This is a genomic window from Neptunomonas antarctica, assembly GCF_001305295.1.
In the GTDB taxonomy this organism is placed as follows: Bacteria; Pseudomonadota; Gammaproteobacteria; order Pseudomonadales; family Balneatricaceae; genus Neptunomonas; species Neptunomonas antarctica.
In genome coordinates, this window is the sequence record NZ_LJSI01000036.1 from 97,069 (window position 1) to 116,891 (window position 19,823).

17 protein-coding genes are annotated in these 19,823 nt (G+C 42.8%); 12 read left to right on the top strand and 5 right to left on the bottom strand.

Going from position 1 to position 19,823, the window contains the following annotated elements; translation table 11 throughout:
- Positions 1-56: 56 nt before the first annotated feature.
- The 3 genes from Nant_RS09135 to Nant_RS21550 form a co-directional block, all read right to left on the bottom strand.
- Positions 57-902 (bottom strand): SGNH/GDSL hydrolase family protein, encoded by an 846-nt coding sequence (locus Nant_RS09135; protein ID WP_054341338.1) that lies wholly within the window; start codon positions 900-902, stop codon positions 57-59.
- A gap of 582 nt (positions 903-1,484) precedes the next feature.
- On the bottom strand, positions 1,485-1,751 hold the full coding sequence (locus Nant_RS21855) for an amidase family protein (RefSeq protein ID WP_202904979.1): 267 nt from the start codon (positions 1,749-1,751) through the stop codon (positions 1,485-1,487).
- Positions 1,752-1,804: 53 nt separating this feature from the next.
- Positions 1,805-1,954, bottom strand: a complete 150-nt coding sequence (locus tag Nant_RS21550) for a hypothetical protein (protein WP_202904980.1) — start codon at positions 1,952-1,954, stop codon at positions 1,805-1,807.
- 27 nt (positions 1,955-1,981) lie between these two features.
- Between Nant_RS21550 and Nant_RS09145 the strand changes: the two genes are divergently transcribed.
- A complete protein-coding gene (locus Nant_RS09145; RefSeq protein ID WP_274378327.1) occupies positions 1,982-2,557 on the top strand; it encodes a LysR substrate-binding domain-containing protein in 576 nt (191 codons plus the stop codon).
- A gap of 429 nt (positions 2,558-2,986) precedes the next feature.
- Positions 2,987-4,108, top strand: coding sequence for an NF038122 family metalloprotease (locus Nant_RS09150; RefSeq protein WP_054341340.1), 1,122 nt, complete (start codon positions 2,987-2,989; stop codon positions 4,106-4,108).
- Between the two features lie 1,037 nt (positions 4,109-5,145).
- Here Nant_RS09150 and Nant_RS09155 read toward each other — a convergent pair.
- Entirely contained in the window at positions 5,146-5,331 is a 186-nt protein-coding gene (locus Nant_RS09155) for a hypothetical protein (RefSeq protein WP_054341341.1), read from the bottom strand.
- A gap of 160 nt (positions 5,332-5,491) precedes the next feature.
- Between Nant_RS09155 and Nant_RS09160 the strand changes: the two genes are divergently transcribed.
- The 8 genes from Nant_RS09160 to Nant_RS09195 all read left to right on the top strand — a co-directional run bounded on the left by Nant_RS09160 (position 5,492) and on the right by Nant_RS09195 (position 16,287).
- Positions 5,492-6,421: an ABC transporter substrate-binding protein gene (locus tag Nant_RS09160; protein WP_054341342.1), complete on the top strand. Its 930-nt coding sequence runs from the start codon at positions 5,492-5,494 to the stop codon at positions 6,419-6,421.
- 153 nt (positions 6,422-6,574) lie between these two features.
- Positions 6,575-7,627 carry a quaternary amine ABC transporter ATP-binding protein gene (locus Nant_RS09165; RefSeq protein WP_054341343.1) on the top strand — a complete coding sequence of 351 codons (1,053 nt, stop codon included), beginning with the start codon at positions 6,575-6,577 and terminating at the stop codon, positions 7,625-7,627.
- A 17-nt stretch (positions 7,628-7,644) separates the two neighbouring features.
- Positions 7,645-9,705, top strand: a complete 2,061-nt coding sequence (locus Nant_RS09170) for an ABC transporter permease (RefSeq protein WP_054341344.1) — start codon at positions 7,645-7,647, stop codon at positions 9,703-9,705.
- Between the two features lie 281 nt (positions 9,706-9,986).
- Complete coding sequence (locus Nant_RS09175; RefSeq protein ID WP_054341345.1) at positions 9,987-10,607, top strand: MarC family protein; 621 nt, start codon at positions 9,987-9,989, stop codon at positions 10,605-10,607.
- Between the two features lie 157 nt (positions 10,608-10,764).
- Complete coding sequence (locus tag Nant_RS09180; protein ID WP_238377103.1) at positions 10,765-11,199, top strand: DUF805 domain-containing protein; 435 nt, start codon at positions 10,765-10,767, stop codon at positions 11,197-11,199.
- 389 nt (positions 11,200-11,588) lie between these two features.
- Positions 11,589-13,841 carry an EAL domain-containing protein gene (locus Nant_RS09185; protein WP_054341347.1) on the top strand — a complete coding sequence of 751 codons (2,253 nt, stop codon included), beginning with the start codon at positions 11,589-11,591 and terminating at the stop codon, positions 13,839-13,841.
- A 13-nt stretch (positions 13,842-13,854) separates the two neighbouring features.
- Positions 13,855-15,789 (top strand): sensor histidine kinase, encoded by a 1,935-nt coding sequence (locus Nant_RS09190; RefSeq protein ID WP_054341348.1) that lies wholly within the window; start codon positions 13,855-13,857, stop codon positions 15,787-15,789.
- 75 nt (positions 15,790-15,864) lie between these two features.
- Positions 15,865-16,287, top strand: a complete 423-nt coding sequence (locus Nant_RS09195) for an organic hydroperoxide resistance protein (protein ID WP_054341349.1) — start codon at positions 15,865-15,867, stop codon at positions 16,285-16,287.
- Positions 16,288-16,423: 136 nt separating this feature from the next.
- Here the strand turns inward: Nant_RS09195 and msrB are convergent, their stop codons facing one another.
- Positions 16,424-16,909, bottom strand: a complete 486-nt coding sequence (gene msrB / locus Nant_RS09200; RefSeq protein WP_054341350.1) for a peptide-methionine (R)-S-oxide reductase MsrB — start codon at positions 16,907-16,909, stop codon at positions 16,424-16,426.
- 758 nt (positions 16,910-17,667) lie between these two features.
- On the opposite strand from msrB, the gene Nant_RS09205 reads away from it, so the two are divergent.
- Together Nant_RS09205 and Nant_RS09210 are read left to right on the top strand one after the other, a co-directional pair.
- Entirely contained in the window at positions 17,668-18,366 is a 699-nt protein-coding gene (locus tag Nant_RS09205; protein WP_054341351.1) for a YccT family protein, read from the top strand.
- Between the two features lie 111 nt (positions 18,367-18,477).
- Complete coding sequence (locus Nant_RS09210; RefSeq protein WP_054341352.1) at positions 18,478-19,431, top strand: porin; 954 nt, start codon at positions 18,478-18,480, stop codon at positions 19,429-19,431.
- Positions 19,432-19,823 lie beyond the last annotated feature (392 nt).

Genomic DNA, 19,823 nt, shown 5'->3' on the forward strand with positions numbered 1-19,823 from the left:
GCCGGAATACGCATTTGCTACCTGAACCTGCAGAACTATGCTGCAGGTAAGAAAGGTTAATGCGCCTGGTTAGAAGATTTTATTTTTTCTATAACAAAATCTGCAAATAACTGATGGGCTCTTGTCATAAGGTGCCATTCATCCCACCAAAGGTATTTTTCTGGAGAAGGGAATTCTTTTGTACCCAGCCATTTTTCAGTTTTGTTTGTAAAAACATATCCCATTTCATCATCTGAAATTTTATTGAAAAGATCATCCGAGTTGATGTAGTAAACAGTTACTTCGGGATTATTTTTTATAAAGCTATCTTTATTATCTACTACGAGATTTTTTAAATTATTATTCAGGCTCTTTTTGAATTCTGTCAGAGGGGTTCGATAGCTGGCATAATCACCTTTAAGATATCCAGGAGAGATGACTGCAGTATATTGATTTGCCAGCACAATATGTCTGGCACCTAATTTTTTAAGTTTCTCCATTGCGGTTACTATATTTTGTGCGCTCACAGCTACGTCTTTTTTCTTTCCCCAAAAGTCGTTCCCACCAATATAGATTGTATACAGTACTTTTGAAATGTCTTCCTGGCCAATTTCTTTTTCATACTGGTCTATCTGCCATAATAGGCCACTCCAGCCTATTTTTTCCCAGTTCGCTTGGTTTGTCATAGCGCCGCCCCAGGCATGACTTTTCACTGGAACAGGTCCGCCAGGCAGAGAATGTGCTAAATATTCAACCCATACGTAGCCATTGGTATAGGGCTGAAAACCTGCGCCGTCTTGAAATCCGTTATCACTTACACTGTCGCCAAATGCTACTACTTTACTAAAATTTTCAATGCTAAATACTTGAGTGGAAAATAAAACAATAAGAGCAGTTGAAAGAAATATAAATTTTTTACGCATACCATCTCCATAATTAGTAAGTTTCTAAAAAAAGCTTTATATATTAATAACCTATCAATATATTCTAATTATGAATATATTGATACTCTCGGCGTTCAGCATGCCGCTCCGACCAACCGGGGCGACCGCATCAAATTCCCGGTGCGCCAGACGGCGCTTTTTGTAAACAATCAGACTCCCATCCGCAAGTTTGCGCTTATTCTGGACGCACAAGCGCTCTCATCCAACTAACACACAGAGACAGCGAAATCTCCGCTCGATGCAAAACAAACCTGGCGATTCGTCCCGCGCTGAATGATATGCTGTGGAATACTTGTTTTTATACTGACCCCAGATGTGAACTGTGCATATTCTGGACAAGGATGAAAAGTGGCCCGACAGCGCCGAGCCTTAGGGGGCTTTCTGTTTACATTTGCTGCCAGTTTCCACCTGCCTCAAAAGCGGCGGCTGCCGGATAGATGGTGCTTTCCGCGTAGTGGCACCGACCAGCATCATGCCCACGGGGAGACCGTCTACCATACTGCAGGGAACGGACATGGCGGGATTGCCGGTTATGTTCAGTGGTGCAGTTTTACCAATCATTTAAAATGCACGGGTGATGTACTCAGCGACAGAGCAGTCAGTCTTAGGTAACGGCTGCGCCAGGATGGGGACGGTTGGCATAATCAGCAGATCGTAATCGTCTAATGCCTTGTCATAACCAGCTCGTGCCTTCCGAGCCAGGTTCTGTGCCTTGTCGTAATAGCGTCCGTGGTATTGGTCCAGGCCGTATTGGCCGACAAACATGCATACTTTAAGCGACGGTGAAAGCTCGTCAGTACGATTGAGCCAGTCGGAAAACTTGTTCATCAAGCCGACATTGTAGAGCCCTTCCCAGTTTTACCCCATGCCATTACCGTGCATCATTTGGCCGTGAGTCCCTCGCAGCCAATAGGGGACCAGAGTGCGCCTGCTAGACTATGTTCTGGCACTGAAACCTCACTGACGATGGCTCCCTGAGTTTCTAGACGGGTGATCGCTTCGCGCACCTTGGCTGCTACCCGCTTATCCATGTTGGGTAGCTGAAACCACAAAATTTACTGGCTCAGGTGCTGTCCGTTTTCTCGCAACGCTATTCGATGACGCGTGTCGAGCTCCATGAGTCAGTACTTTCAGGAACCGAAGAGTTGATGCTGGCGGGTAAAATCGATTTAGGCATTACACCTTGTTCTATAGATAGTACGTTAGGTGGAAGCTTAATGAACATTGAGTTTGTTGCAGTTGCACGTCCTGACCATCTGCTGCATCGCATTGACCATCTGCTGACCCCGGATGATTTGCAGCTGCATCGACAAATCGTTGTGCGTGATTCGGCTCACACGCTATCGATGAATGTCGGCTGGCTGGGCGCAGAAGAGCGCTGGACGGCATCCAATCTAATGACATCCGTTACATGGGTGGTGCAAGGCTTAGGCTATGCCTGGTTGCCGCTATCGGTAATAGAACCGTTTTTAAAAAATGGAAGTTTAAAAGCACTCAATATGAGAGTTGGGGCGCAGCGATCTATGAGCTTTCGCCTTTACCACGTCGATGTTGATGGCGCAGGCCCTGCTACGCTTTATTTAGCCGAACTACTACGTCGGGGCTGCTGTGATACTGCCCTACAGCATCTGTAGTATTAGCTTTGCGGCTGCATCGGAAAGTTTTACACTTTTAAAGGCACAATGAAGAAAATTATCAGAAAAAGGCCGAAATTTGATGACAAATACGGATGTGTCCGCTATCCGCTATCTCAGCATCCACAGCACCTAATGTAATGAATTTCACATTAGGGTTTGAACGCACAACTGGAAAAATAATACTGATTGTTATCTGAGCGGCATGTTTATTGATTTTCAGATCGACAGTCCCAAAGAAATGGCCATCTCATTTGAGGTAGCTTTGTTATTTCGGAAATAGAGGGTAGTATAATGTCCCCATATATTCTGATGACAAGCGGTTAAAATAATATTATTTTAATTCTAACGGTAACATTATAAGCTCAATTCTCTAGTAGTTTTTTTATTAGAAAGATATATAAATCATAGCGAAAAATAGAGATCAACATGTTAAATAATAAACATTCACTCATGGCAATAGCTATTTTATCGTCAGCATTAGTAATACCAAATGCGTATGCGACAACTATTGATTTAAGCTACAACGACCCGACACAATTTGCTGATGCAAAAGGCCAGCAGGCTCTGGCAGGATTTGAAGAAGCTGCCAGTTTTTGGGAAAGCATGTTTTCAGATTCAGTAAATATTAACGTAAATATTGGCTTTGCCGCGCTTGGCCAAAACATTATTGGCTCTACGGGTTCAGCCTTATCGTTGTTTTTATATGAAGATGTTGCTTTAGCGTTGATTAATGACGTGAGTTCATTGACTGATGTTTCAGCAGTCAATAACTTATCATGTGATAGGTCACAAGCCAATGCTGCAGCGGCTAATGGCGTTTGTGCGTTAAAATTTCTAGACCAGGAGGAAGATACAGCGTCACCAGGTTTAGACGCAGATGGTACTCCGGATAATATTGGAATAGGAATGACACAAGCCAATGCCAAGGCTCTTGGTTTTACAGAAAATGGATCTGGAGCTGTATTTGATGCAATAGATGCCAGTATTAACTTTAGCTCAAATTTTTCTTTTGACTTTGATAGCTCTGACGGCATTAGCAGCGATAAAATAGATTTTGTTGCTGTTGCCATTCATGAGATTGGACATGCACTAGGCTTTACCAGCGGCGTTGATATTTATGATTATTATTATAATGAAGTCAATTCCGTTGACCTTGACCCATATACGAATGCAACAACCCTGGACTTATTTCGTTATTCTGGTGAAAGTTTAGCGCAAGGCGTCGATGTTTTAGATTGGCGTCCGGGTGCCGATGCATACTTTTCAGTTGACGGCGGAGCGACTAATATCGCACCATTTTCGACCGGTTCATTTGGCGGCGACGGTTTCCAGGCCAGTCATTTTAAAGACAATTTAGATATTGGGATTATGGATCCAACAATCCGCTTTGGTGAATTTGGCACAATATCTACTATCGACATGCTGGCGTTTGACGCTATTGGTTGGGATTTGAAGACGGCGACAAGTGTTCCAGAACCTACCTCACTTGCATTACTTGTATTAGGGTTGGCCGGAGTTGGTCTTTCGAGAAAAAATAAAGCGGCATAATTTAAAAATAAGTGTTTAATAACAGTCATGTAGATGGTTTTTCTTGCCTTTTTATTTTTTTAATACGTTGAGTTTTTTGTGGTCGATTGTTGTATTTAAAGGCTATTATTTTATGGGTTAATTCAATAATAATTGACTTGTGATGGTGGGAAATAGAAAGATAGGGGTGATGAAGGAATGCAGAGCCCTATATTATACTATGAGCGAAATAAGTGATTACTTTGGTGTTAGTTATTCGACGGGAAATTGAATAACTAGAAAAATTGCAAGATGCAAGAACAATCCTTTTTACTTTCCTGATACTTATGTAAATTGAGATTTAGTTATTTTATGATGACACATAAGTATTGAATCTGATATTGAAGAAAATTTAGAAATTATAGATTGAAAAATAATTATTTCCTGGGCAGCTTAAGATGATTTAAGCGTTTCTTTATGGCTTATCATCATTAATTAAAATATTGACTTAGGTCTGATTGTCTGAAATTAAAGTGTTAGCGTGCGTTATTGAGTGGAAACTAAATGAGACTTGATTGTTTGAACAGGACATGTAACCATAGATTGATAAATAATATGAAATTATATGCTACAAAAAATAATGTCAAAATTAAGGATTCAAAAAATATCTACAAGTTTTTTGAAAAAGTAAATTCAGATAAATATAAGAATATATATTATTATTTACCTGAAACTATTTAATGTTAAGCGTAGCTCCATTGTTTTATATACTATATTTCATATTTATAAATAGGTTTTTCAACGTTTCAGATTATCATTTGTGGTAATCATTAGAAATAAAAATGAAGAGGTTTTCTATATTGATTATTTTCAGTAATCTTATTATAAGTGCTCATATTTATACTTTTCATTAGTGTTGTTTCTATATAATTATCATTATTTTCCTATTTATATACATATTTAGTTTCTATATTTAATAGTTTTTACTGGACTCAAAAGGGCACTGGACTCAAAAGGGCATTTGTTCTGCCTATACTTGTGTGACGCCCTTTGAGTGCAAAGACTTTAAAAGATCATCTTTAGCTTAGATCACCAGTCACCATTGAAGACTTACCACCTTCCGCATTACCCATAACCACAAGGCCCCAGTCACTGCCTTTCGCACCGGTTATACGGCTGAACATGACAATCAGAATTTTTTGGCAGTGATGCGCTGATTGAGTCCAAAGTGAACACATAGCGTCTATGGGTTGGTCTTGTCCCAAAAGGTGAAAAATTCCTTGTATAGCATGTCCATTGACTGCGAGGCAGGCTGCTCGACGTTGGCAAATTGGATGATCGCAATAAACGAAACAGGACTTTGCCTGTAATCAAAGAAAGAAAGTAATGATTAACTACCGATAACAATACTATCCGGAGATATGAATGAAATTTTTAAACAAACTCGCGACTGCTGCTGCAGTGAGCTCACTTGTACTTGGTGCTACTTTAGCCCAGGCAGATTCGAAAGAGCCTATTGTCATTCCCACCCATAATTGGACCAGCCAAATCACTATGGCGTACGTTATCGGTGGTATTTTTGAAAGCATTGGCGATAATGTTTCTTACGTACCTGCTGATAGCCAAGCGGTTTACGAGTCAATTCGTAACGGTGACGTCACTATTTCTCACGAAATATGGCAGTCTACTTTTGGTAAGTCTTTTAACAACGCTTTAGACGCTGGCGGCATCATTGATGTGGGTACGCACGCGTCTGCCACTCAAGAAGAGTGGTGGTATCCTGCGTATGTTGGCGAATTATGCCCGGGCCTGCCTTCTTGGGAAGCACTAAATGATTGTGCTGATCTGTTTGCAACAGCAGGCAGTGGCGGCAAAGGTCGTTACCTGGACGGACCCATGGACTGGCATGGCCAGGAAACTCTGGACCGCATCGAAGCACTTGGCATGAACTTTACCGCTAAGTTTGCAGGGTCTTCTGGTGCACTTTGGGCTGAGTTAGAGTCAGCCGCTAAAGACAACCGTGCCGTCGTGGTATTTAACTGGTCACCTAACTTCACTGATGCCGGTACCGGTGGCAGCTTCGTGGAATTTCCCGCGTATAGTGATGGTTGTAAGAAGGCAGATGGCGGTGATGGTAAGTGTGGTTCTCCACCTGCAGGTTGGTTGAAAAAGGCTGCTTACTATCAAATGCCTAAAAAATGGCCAACAGCTTACAAAATATTCAATAACATCTCCTTCACTAAAAGCGATATCGGCAACATGGCTGCATTGGTTGACATCGATGGCATGAGCCATGAAGAAGCCGCTGTTAAATGGCTGAAGGACAACGAAGTTACCTGGAAAGCCTGGCTATAAGCTAAGCCCTCTAACCTGAGTGCGCTGCATTCAGGTTAGGTCTTGTGGTTCGCTATTCAATAACAAAAACGATTGCGCTTGTTAGTCCGACAGTTCCATTGATTCAGTGCCAATAAACACATTGTTTTAGTACCTTTTTACAGGAATTTAATTATGTCAACACCACCTCAGCCGGTTATTAAGTGCGAGTCTGTCTATAAGATTTTTGGCGACAACGCTGTGAAAATGTTGGAACAGTCAGGCGGGAAAATAGAAACAGCAGCGTTACTTGAAGCGGGATGTGTGATTGGTGTTAACAATGCCTCTTTTGAAGTGCACAAAGGTGAAATGCTGGTCATCATGGGCCTGTCAGGCTCTGGCAAATCAACCCTTTTGCGCTGTATTTCGCGCCTGATCGACACTACTGCAGGCGATATCTTTATTGATGGTGAAGACCTGCTTGCCATGAATGCAAAAGAACTCATCAATATTCGTCGTAACAAAATGGGCATGGTATTCCAAAGTTTTGCCCTCCAGCCTCACAAAACAGTATTAGAAAATATTGCTTTCCCATTAGAAGTCAAAGGTATCAGCACCACTGATAGCATGGATCGTGCGATGGAGATGGTAAATCTGGTAGAGCTTACCGGTCGTGAAAATGACTTCCCACACCAACTCTCCGGGGGACAGCAACAACGTGTCGGCATTGCTCGCTCATTGGCGGTGGAGCCTGATATTTGGTTCCTTGATGAGCCATTCTCAGCGCTGGATCCTTTGATTCGCAAGGAAATGCAAGACGAGTTCTTACGTTTACAAAGTGTATTAAATAAAACCATCTTATTTGTGACTCACGACTTTGATGAAGCGTTGCGCCTTGCCGACCGCATCGCCATTATGAAAGACGGCGTCATCGTGCAAATTGATACCCCAGCCAACATCGTACTCAACCCGGCCACTGAATACGTCGCCAAATTCACACGTGAAGTGCCACGCGAGCGTGTACTCTCTTGCCAAAATATCATGGAAAAATATGACGCTTCTGCAAAGGTGAGTGACATCACTGTATCTACTGATGCGATTATCGAAACCGTAGCAGAAGCGGTGCTAACCGAGCAGCAGCCAGTAGCTGTCACTGATGACGAAGGCAAGATTGTGGGCGTTTTAAACAGCAAAACCATAATACACGTCTTGTTTGGTGAAGCTAGCAGCATGCCAGTTAATAACTAAGTCGTGAGCCAAATTTAATGCACTATTTTACCGAACACAAATGGATTCAGTTTGCTGCCTTATTTGCGGTGTTCTTTGTCCTTGTAATGGCCATCGATCCAGCCACAGGTGGCAACTTTTGGCGCCTGCAAGAGACCAGCTTTTGGCTGTTACCTGACGTTGTTAACGACGGACTTAAGTTCCTCATCGATGACTGGTGGGTCGTAGAAACTTACGATGCGGAGTTAGACCTCACCGAAGAATCGACCATGATGAAAGAATTTACGCGCGGCCTGTCTGGCGTGCTTCTTTTTAGCATTAATTTGATTCGTGAGCTGTTATTAGGTGGCGTTAAAACCGTTGTGGCCTTTACCAGTTGGGATTTTATTAGCGAGCACGAGTGGGCCCGAATTCCTGCACTACCATGGCCAGCAGTTGCTGCCGGCACATTTTTGCTAGGCCATTATCTTGGTGGTCGTAATCTGGCTATTTTAGCGGGCACCAGCACCATTTACATCGCTGTATTTGGTCAGTGGACACCCGCTATGCAAACCTTATCCTTTGTTTTAGTGACGGTGCCCTTATCTGTTTTTCTGGGATTAACATTAGGCGTCATTGCCTTTAAGAACAAAACCTTCGAGTCCATCCTGGCGCCGCTGTTAAACGTGGCTCAATCTATGCCTCATTTCTCTTACTTAATTCCAGTGGTGGTGTTCTTTGGTATTGGTGACCATGCGGGTGCTGTTTCAACGATTATTTTTGCCACGCCTCCCATGATCCGCTTAACCATTTTAGGCCTTAAGAAAGTCTCTCCAGAGGTGTTGGAGGCTGGCATGATGAGTGGATGCAACCCTCGTCAACTGATGTTTAGAGTGCTCATCCCTACCGCACGACATGACATTTTGATCGGTGTGAACCAGGTCATCATGCAGTGTTTAGCTATGGCCGTCATCGCCTCTTTTATTGGAGCAAAAGGTCTGGGCTACGACTTACTGGTGTCATTGAACATGCTCAAAATAGGCCAGGCCCTCGAATTAGGTGTGTCTATTGTATTGATTGCTGTGGTTTTGGATAAATTATCCCTGGCCTGGGCTAACAAGCAGGTTGATTACTTTGCTAACTTGCCATTCCACTTGCGCAATAAATATTCGCTAACTTTCTTAGGTATTTTAATTTTCACCTCTGTTATTGCCTATGTTGCGTCGATGTTCTTCCCGGACAAGGCTAACTACCTCTACTTCATTCATGAATCGCAAGGGCTCACTACTGAAAAATTCTGGGACTTTATCGTTGATTGGATTATCACCAATACTTACCACAGCGTGCAAAGCTTCAATTTTTTCATGACCACCTCAATTTTGATGCCCATGAAAGAGGCTTATTTATCGATGCCAGTCGCTGCGACCTTATTATTGGTTGCAGGCACGGGTTATATTGTAGGTGGCCTTCGTTCTGCCCTTGTTGTGACAGCCTTCATCGCTTTTATTGCGTTAACGCCGTGGTGGGACCGCGCCCTCATTACCGCCTACATGACAACCTTCGCCGTCATCATTTCCGTTATTATTGGTTGTAGTGTCGGTATTTTATGTTCTCGAAGCCCTCGGGCCACTAAAGTTATATTACTGGTGTGTGACACCTTGCAGACATTCCCATCATTCGTCTATTTAATTCCAGTCATTATGTTGTTTGGTGTGAGTGATTTGTCAGTGCTGATTGCGGTGATCGTATACGCCACCATTCCTGCCACACGTTACACCGTCGAAGGCTTGAGTAAGGTGCCTCAAACCTTGCAGGATGCAGGCTCCATGTCAGGGGTTAATCGCACACAGCGTTTATTAAAAATTGAACTACCTTTGGCGTTCCCGCACATCATGTTAGGCATTAACCAAACCGTTATATTCTCTTTGTTTATGGTTATCATCGGGGCCTTTATCGGTACCGACGACCTAGGTCAGCTCATCATGCTGTCTTTGTCTGAAGCTAACGGTATGGGGCAGGGCATTGTGCTCGGTTTATGCGTTGCATTTATCGGCCTGGCGGTAGACCATTTGATCCATACGTGGGCAGAGCAGCGTAAGAAGGTGTTAGGGGTCGCTTAAGAGGTAAGTGATCTTCGTCTATGTGCTAATTGCCCGGGTCTCCGTACCCAAGGCCGTTGTAGCCATCAGGCACTAGTCTAAACCTTGCCTCTTCACGATCATGAGGTGACGGTATCTTCGATATCTAAAAGTCCGGAACTCGATTAAATGAGCAAGAATAATGAACTTATCAGCGTTTATTTAATCTTTAAATCAAGATCTGCCAGACTCTTGATCTAATGGCGAAAAGGCTCTTAATGACGAGTGCTTTCAGGTCATCATCATTATGGAATAAATAGTAAATGATAGATTATATCGCTGTTTTCATAACCTTTTTTGCAGTTATTGACCCGATTGGCACCATACCGGTCTTCATAGCCGTAACCGATAAATACGATCAAAAAACAAAACGTCGTGTTGCTTTGCTTGCAACGATCGTATCGGCGTTTGTGTTGTTGTTTTTTATAGTGGGCGGCGAGTTATTGTTGAATGCATTGTCCATTCCGCTTCCCGCATTTCAAATATCGGGTGGGATTGTTTTATTTTTATTCGCGCTGAATATGATATTTGGTGATAGTAAACCAGATGAAGAGATAAAATTATTACAAAATTCCCATAAGGAAACCGCCATTTTTCCACTCGCAGTACCTTCAATTGCAAGCCCGGGGGCGATGTTGGCGGCAGTGTTATTAACAAAAAACTCTGTATTTACTGTTTGGGAACAAATGCAAACAGCGTTAGTTATGTTGTCTGTTTTGATATTAGTTTACGTACTAATGATACTGGCTGGTTTTATTCATAGGCTTGTTGGTAATAGTGGTGCGAGCGTCATAAGCCGGGTCATGGGGCTTATTCTTACGTCTGTTGCTACCACCAACATACTAGCTGGTCTGGCTGAGTATTATAAATTTATACCATCGTAAAATCATTGTTAGGCTGTTTTTTTGGGCCGAGTAACTCTACAAGTTACGGCGATTTTCAAGAGGAATAGCTTAAAAAGCACGTTCTGTTTAAGTTCTCTCCATATATCACTCTTTATGCTTCAGAAGATAACTCTGGCATCGCTTAGCTGTTATTTTGATGAAATTAGTTTACGGTAGTGGGCTTATTCTGCTGGTTCGGCATTTGAGACGTAAAATCGTGGTCAAAATCATTAAACAACAAGGAGTTGAAATGGAATATTTTACAGGGGCGCTTAAAAAGTACGCAGATTTTACTGGCAGAGCACGGCGGAAAGAGTATTGGATGTTTATTCTTTTCTATATGATTTTTTATGCGATTTTGACTGTAATTGATTCATTCATTGGGACTATGCTTCTTTCATCTCTATATGCGCTGGGAATGCTTATACCAAGCATAAGTATTGCCGCAAGACGCTTGCACGATACGGGTAGGACTGGCTGGTGGCAGCTGATAGCATTTATTCCTCTTTTGGGTGCTATCGTCTTGATCGTTTTCCTGGCCCAGGATAGCCGCGAAGAAAACAAATTCGGTGCAAACCCCAAGTCCGCATAAAATTTAAGAAGGGTGGCGAGTATGCGCCCGATTAATGAAATGTATTGGGGGCGGTCAAAACGAAGTTTTGGCCGTCTGTAGTCACTCAAGTTTAACTATGCCTGTGTATTTTCCATTTCCGCTTAATAACGGTTCATTTTGCACGGTTATCCCATCACTTCTCTTATAGGTTTTGCTGTTGAGCATTCCCATCCCATCCCCTGATTTCTGATGACTTTTTTAGTATCCAGATACCCTCCCTACAAACTGAATGAACGCGTGCAATTCAGATAATTGTTTATTTCGAGTTCAAATTTATTTTTTGATCTATACTGAATTATATTTTTAAAACATTGATCTTGATCATTATATTAGCGAATAACAATAAGGGTTAATATGGATGCGTTTTTATGACTAATAGTGATTTGTTTGAATTCGTCAACGAATCGAATACAAGCGATTCTCATAGTGTGTCGTTACCTGCATGGAAAATTCTGAGTGTGGAGGATGATCAGAACTATCAGGATACATTGCTCTACAGTTTGCGTGATTTGAAGGTGATGCAGCGCCCGCTGCAAGTACTAACGGCTAATTCGGCTACGGGAGCGGCGGCGGTTCTGGCGCGTCATAACGATATTAATGTCATTCTGCTGGATGTTGTGATGGAGACTGATGATGCCGGTTTGCGTCTGGTAGATACCATCCGTGAAGTGTTAGGCGATTCTGTGGTGCGGATTATTCTGCTCACAGGACAGCCAGGAATGATCCCCCGTCAAGATGTTATGCAGCGTTACGATATTGATGAGTACTGGTGTAAATCCGACCTGACCAGCGATAAGTTACAGACTATTGTGGCCAGCCATATTCGTACTTACCAGTCAATTTATGAGCTTCATCAGGCGCGTAAGGGCCTGATGATGGTTGTTGATGCCGCTCGTGCGATCACCAGTAAACAGAATTTGGTTGAATTTGGGCATACCGTGTTAGAGGAGATCGGTCGAATTATCGGTGTCTCCTGTGGCGGTGGTATTCTCTGTGCTGCAGATAATAATAACGATGATCCGTTACAGGCAGAGGTTATTGCTACCAGCGGCACGTATGGCGAGTTTGATGGCAGCATCGAAGGTTTTTTAGCACAGGGCTGTGATACAAAGGCGGATATAGTTTCTGCTGCGCTTCGCAAGGCAGTGGCAACTGAGCAGCATCAGTTCTATCCCGGCTTCAATGTACTCTATTTTGATACCTCAGCACTTGACCATCATCGGCAGCGATACATGATGATAGTCGATTCTGAGCAACCACTCGATAAGAATAATCTAAATTTACTGAAGGTTTTTAGTGAGAATATACGTAGTGGATTTACCAATGTGGCGTTGACGAATCGTCTCGGCGATTTGGCCTACAAGGATCAGGAGTTGCAGATTCACAATCGTAACTGGCTACTGCGTGAGCTTAATATAATGAAAACGACGGAGCGCTCCAGTGGCATCATGATCATGGTGGACGTTAAACACTGCAAAGAGATGGAAATTACCATCGGTAATATTCATGCCCGGCAATTGTTAACGCAACTTTGTCAGAATCTGATGCTTGCCTGTCCACAATGCTATGCGATTGCTCGTACTGATGATCATTCGTTCGCACTACTGACGCATAACAATGCTCCGGATGAAGAGTGCTTAAATAAGTTGGCCGATCAGTGTATTAATATTGATGGTCTGGATCACTATCTGCATCTGACCGTGGCACGGGTTGATCTGGAGCTATTGGCTGAAGAAGAAGCCGAGAGAATTGTGCATCTGGCAGAAGCGGTGATTTATCAGGCAGGTCAGCAGCACAAACGGGTTATGAGCTATCAGCCGGTTATGCTGGAACAGATTACCTCCCGCCATCAGTTGTTAAGGGAATTACAGGTCGCGATACAGAACCGTGATATGTTTCTGGTGCTGCAGCCTAAAGTGCATCTGGTTAGCCGTCAGGTAGTCGGCTTTGAAGCGTTGCTACGCTGGCAGCGTCCGGATGGTAGTTTTGTCCCTCCAGATCAGTTTATTCCTCTTGCTGAAACATCGGGTTTAATTAGCCGGATCGACACAGAGGTGCTGGAAATGACCTTTGTAGCAATTGAAGCACTACAGGCTGCAGGTATTGCGCTACCCATTTCATTTAATGCGACCTGTGCAGATCTAATGAACGGCCAGTATGTAGCGACTATTTTTAACGCCGTTAGCAGCGGGCGGATTGATCCGGTGCTGCTTGATATTGAGATTACCGAGTCGCAGGCAATGGAGGATTATGAAAAGATTAATCCGCTACTTCATCGATTTGTTGAGTTGGGGATGGGGGTTAGTATCGATGATTTTGGCACGGGTTACTCATCGCTTGCGCATGTTACCAAGCTATCGGCTACCACGCTGAAGGTAGATCGTTCCTTTGTATCAGCGATGTTGGATGAAGATCAGGCTGGCTCGCATGTGGTTGATATGGTGCTGCAATTGGGTGAGAAATTTGGCTTTATGATTGTTGCGGAAGGGATTGAAACCGAGACAGAATGCGAGCAACTGATAGGCAAAGGCTGTTTGCAGGGACAAGGGTACCTATTTGCCAAACCGATGCCTCTTAACGTCCTGATCGACTGGCTTAAACCGGAGCTATCTTGTGCGTAGAGGGTGACAGATCATGCATAGGATAGAGAAAAGTCTGCAGCGCTTACGTAAAAATGTACAGCTACTGGCAGTCGTCATGCTGTGTGGTGTGGTACTGGTTAGCGTGTTGGTTTATCAGACGCTGCTGCAGCAGAAAGTCAGCAATCTGATGCGCCAGCAGGAAAATCAGCAAATCGAAGCCATGGCGTTACTTCACCGAGAACTGGGAAATATTACTAACCTGGCAAACTTGCTTTACAAGAATCGAGCTCTACAGAAAGAGTTATCAGTGAATCGGCCAACGGTCGATATTGCTGCCGTAAACGATCTGTTTATTGAGTTTGGTATCGCTGTCGGGGATCTTCAACAGGTGCGTTGGCTAGATAGCAGCGGGATGGAGCGTGCACGGGTTGATTGGACAGAGTCATCTGATGATAAAATGGCGTGGTCTGTATCGTCTTTGCAGGATAAAAGTAACCGCTACTACGTTATCAATGCATTACAGATGCCTCCATCAGAGGTTTATATCTCCTCGATTGATCTGAATATAGAGCATGGTCGTGTAGTCGAGCCCTATGACCCGACGGTGCGCGCTGGCATCCGGACCGGAGAGGGAGACGGGCTGGTAAAAGGACTATTACTGATTAACTACCATCTAAATGAATTGCTGGCACGGATTCGTGCACTCAATAGTAGTACGATGCGTATAACTCTGGTGGATAGTGAAGGCTACTGGATTGTAAATCCGATGTCTTCTATGCAGTGGGGTCGAGACTTGCAGCAGCCAGATAATAACCTGCAAAAACAGCAACCTGATCTGTGGCAATCAATGCTTAAAAACCCCACTCAGATTGACATGCACTATAATAATACGCTGGTCAGTTATCAGCGCATCAACCTCAGTCATACCGATATAGATGATAAGCAAAGTCGCGTCTACCTGATGACAGAAACGCCAGCTACTGTAATGTGGGAAAATAAGAGGGATGCGCTGATCCCGACCATTTTTTTGGCGTTGATGTTTTTTTTATTCAACGGCGCGCTACTTAGACGTGACTATAGGTTTCGGCTGTCGTTGTTGAAGTTGAATCAGCAGTTAGCGAATGAAAAAGCGGAGTTGTCTAGCGTCAATGAAACGTTGGGCCGTACATTGGAACAGCAGCAAATGTTGCAGGATGACCTCGTGGAATCACGCAAACTTTCCTCATTAGGAATGATGGTTGCAGGCGTGGCGCATGAGTTAAATACGCCGATCGGTGGAGCGCTGATTGCCATTACCAGTCAGCATGAACGTTTGGCTGTACTGAGCAGGGCAATAGAGGAAGGGTTGACCCGTAAGATGCTGGATGACTATCTGAGTAATGCAGAGCAGGGAATAGTGTTGGCAGAAAGTAACCTGAACCGCTCGGCAAATTTAGTGAAGCGGTTTAAACGTCTGGCGATCGACCGTGTCAGTGAAGATATAGTAAAATTTCAGCTCAAACAGGTGGTTGATGATCTGTTACTGTCCCTGCATTCACGGCTGAAAACTGCCGGAGTTGATGCCGTCTTCCATAGCGAAAAACCAATCACTCTCTGTGGTTATCCTGGGATACTGTCGCAAATTTTACAAAATCTAATAGACAATGCAATGATCCACGGTTTGGATCAACGCAGAGGAGCGAGGATAGTGCTCGCTGCCCGGGTGGTAGAGAGTCAGGTGGAATTGACGGTGACCGATAACGGTAGTGGCATTGAACTCGACATTCTGGATACGATTTTTGACCCGTTTGTTACCAGCAACCGGAGTGATGGCAGTACAGGGTTGGGACTTCATCTTGTGCACCAATGGGTGACTCAGTTAATGTCAGGCTCTATACGAACTGAAACACCAGAAGAGGGAGGTTGTCGCTTTGTTATTCGTTTTCCAACGCACGTGCCGGCAGAGCAAGCTTCCATGCCTTCTGGCACTGCATCATCAGTTTTCTAAAATTAATCCATTATTGCAATACCTAATAGGGGCGTATGATAGCCTTAATTGTTTACCAAAGAAGGGAGTTTGATAATGAAAGCAATTTATACTGCTGAAGCGACAACAACAGGCGGCCGTGAAGGTCAATCCACGTCTTCTGATAACAAACTTTCCGTAACGCTTTCAACGCCAAAAGCGTTGGGTGGTAATGATGGAGCAGGCACTAATCCAGAACAACTGTTTGCTGCTGGCTATTCCGCATGCTTTATCGGCGCGATGAAGCATGTGGCAGCGGCAGACAAGATCAGCCTGCCTGCCGATCTTTCTATCAATGCTCATGTCGGTATTGGTGAAAATCCGAAAGGCGTCGGTTTTGCTATTAGCGTGGTATTAAATGTCAGCGTGCCGGGTATGGATAATACGGCAGCAACGGCACTGGTTGAGAAAGCACATCAGGTGTGCCCATACTCCAACGCCACGCGCGGAAATGTTGATGTTGTAATAAATATAATATAATAATACTGTTACAAAATAATAGATTATATCTATTAAGTAATAAAAAGCCTCACTCTATATAATAAATAGGTGAGGCTTTTTCGTAACTTCTATACGGTTTTAAAATAAAATCGACAAAGGTGAATATTTATCAATATTACGCCGCCTTGAATACTAATGAAACGCCGTTTAAGCAATGACGCTTACCGGTAGGTGCGGGGCCATCATCAAAGATATGGCCTAAATGACCTCCGCAGCGGCGGCAGTGAGCTTCGATGCGCGTTGAGAAAAGGGTGTTGTCTTCTTTTGTACCAATGGCTTTAGGCAAGCTTTGAGAAAAACTCGGCCAGCCGGTGCCGCTTTCGTACTTGGTTTTAGCATCGTATAGCGCTAAATCACATCCCTTACAATGATACACACCCGCGCGTTTTTCCATCAATAATGGGCTGGTGCCCGAACGCTCTGTGGCTTCCTGGCGCAAGACCTTAAATTCCATATCGCTTAATAATTCACGCCACTCTTGTTCTGTACGTGTTATTTCGAACGTTTCATTGCCGCTGGCGATAGCCGGCCCTGACACCATGGATAAGCGCGCTAACGAAAGAGCGGTTACACCTTGTATTAAAAAGTTACGACGGTTCATTTGCATGATCTCCTTACGTTAAATCGCCTGTACAGTAGCGGTTACGAGTACCGTGCCTGTGGGTTGTCCTGTTGGCAAGCCACCAAGGGGCTCATCAGATAGCGCGAGTGTCGCAGCCATAGTTTGTAGAGCTAGATCTATGGGTAACAAAGTATCCTGAAATGTGGTGTCTGCTGTTATTCATTCAGCTCTTGTCAGTAGGCCTAAGGACACAGTTAGTTTGTCACCTGCAATCAACCAAAGTTCAATATCACGACGGGGCTAGGTTGCTATTTAGCTGAGGTTATAAGCACAAGATATAAGCTTGATGTTGTTGAGCGTTGGCTCATACCTGTTAAAGGTCTCTTGCAATACGTCTCCTGCAAGTTCTCTGTCATTGAATACACGGAAGCAAATACTGAAAAGCTTCGCTGATGTTGCATTATATTACTGAGAAAAAGTATCTCTGTTGCCGGGCTATAGGTGCAATAAAGCGTTCTACAAGTCTGCTCGATTACATTATCGTGATGGTATGCAAAACCTTCATTAAAACCTGTATTGAATATGTATTAATCTTAATTCTAAAAGATTGAATTGATTGATTAATGAACAATTATGAAATTAAGTTCCTTAAAATATTAAATTTAATATTTACGAAACATTTTAGTAATATTTGAACGTTAGGATGCTCACAATATTTAAATACGAGCAGTAATTTCAATAATTACTGCTACGTATTTTAATATTTATATTTACCTATTATTGAGGCAGTATTGTAAATGAGTCTGACTAAAAGCTGTTTGTTGATCTCTTTGATATCTGTGGCCGTTAATGTTAATGCAGATATTACGTTATATTCTGGGGAAGGTGTTTCGTTATTAGCTATCAATGGTCATGAGATTAAAAGTGGGAATTTCCTAGATGGTCAAAATTCTATTCACTTAGAAAATGGCACCCATCAACTGGTGGCGCAGTATACAGCTGAGATCAGTAAAGACGGTGATTTCGAGATCGAAAAGACATCGACACAAATTATTGTTTTCAAAGCTGATAATGCCATGCTGCAACTCAGCGCTCCAAAATTGTCAACATATAAAGAACTAGATGATTTCAACAAGCAGATGAATTGGAAGTTGTTTGACCAGAAAGCTAATGTTGCTTTTTCTTTTACGTCAGATGAATTGAAGAAAGAGGGTATTCAGTTCTCAAGAGATTATGAGCGCGAACTGTCGCGCTTTAATAATTCAGCATCTCCTGCTGCGCTTTCTAGCCTTTCGAAAGAAAGATATCCAAATAATAATCCTTCAGGTAATAATTCGTCCACCGGTAGTATTATCCATTCAGTTTCATTAGATGATTCTGGAGTAAATACAGTAGATTCGAATAATATACCTGAGGGAATGCTCAAATATTGGTATACGCAAGCTGATATAAAAACGCAGAAAGCTTTTATTAAATGGTTAAAAGTTAATCAGTAACTAATACACTTTTTTAAATAAATCACGACATTTTAATCCCGTCTATTTGATGGGCGGGTATTATTTTGCTTATTTTAAATGAATTTAAACTTTTTTTAATTGGAGAAATAAATGAAAAAGCTGATTTTATCTGCTGCTATTGCTGTAGTTGCCGCCACTTCTGTTAACGCTGCTACTGTATACGATGCTAAAGGCCTTAAATATGATATTAAAGGTGACTGGCAGATTCAGCTTCGTCAGAAAGCAGGTGACGGCAATAAGGCCGATGTTGAATTTGATGACTTAGAAATCAAAAACCGCATCACTTATGACCTGCAAGATGGTATGTCAGCATTCGGGCAGTTGGATTTTGGTTTCAAAGATGCGGCTGAGGGTGAACAATCAGGTGATAAGCTGGAAGAAGCCTACCTGGGTTTAAAATATAACAATGTATCGGTATCGATTGGTAAGCAAAACTTCGCAGTCGATAGCTTTGGTATTGAAGAAGCTTACGAAAGCATAGCAAAACCCATTAAAGATGATGCTTTTGATAAAACGGAAACCAGCGGTAACGATGTTGTGCGTATGGATGTTGTTATGGATAACCTGACTTTCATCGTATCAACTGAAATATCTGCTGACGGTGCTTCTAGTTCTACTGACGGTGAAGGTTTTGACATGTTAGTAGCGACTGAAGTCGCGGGCGTTAAAATGGCGGCTGCTTATCAGGATTATTCTGATTTCTCAGATGACTTCACTGTTTGGGGTCTAAGCGCTTCTTATGATCTGGGTATGGCTACTATTGCAGCAGATTACAGCGTTCAGGAAGATCAGGATAACAATGAATATAAATTAATTAATGTGGCAACCACTTTTAAAGTAGCGGCTACAACAAAGATGGCTATTGGTTTAGTCAGTGTTAAAGAAACGGCTGCATCGGTTGATACCGATACTTTTGGTTGGTACACCAATGTAACTTATAAGTTTCCAGCGCAGAAAAACGTCAGACTTTTTGCTGAGATTGGTGACACTGATGGCGATAACGTAGATCTGGGTTACCTGGCCGGTATTCGTCTTAAGTTCTAATAAAGTTGGTTTCACTAGGCAGGGTGCCTTACCCCCTTCAGGTGTCCCTGTATATTGAATTATAACCGAGCAGTTAATACTGCTCGGTTTTTTTATATGTTCTGGTACTGTGCGAATTGCCTTCCCTTCGCTATCAAATGGTTGCTTCCCGATATCCAACTTTCGGCTTCTAACTCCAGACAGCGCCCATAGAGTACGTGCGACAGCCGTGTGCTTTTCATTTGTTATGCTCTTCATGATTTATGTGCTTTCCAGAAAAACACCATAATATCCATATAAAATACAAGGATAAGTTGACTTGAGTCATAGTTAGTATATTGTATTATAAGGATATTAATTAACACCTACAATTTTGTGTGATTAGCAAATTTATTATTAAAAATTATTTTATT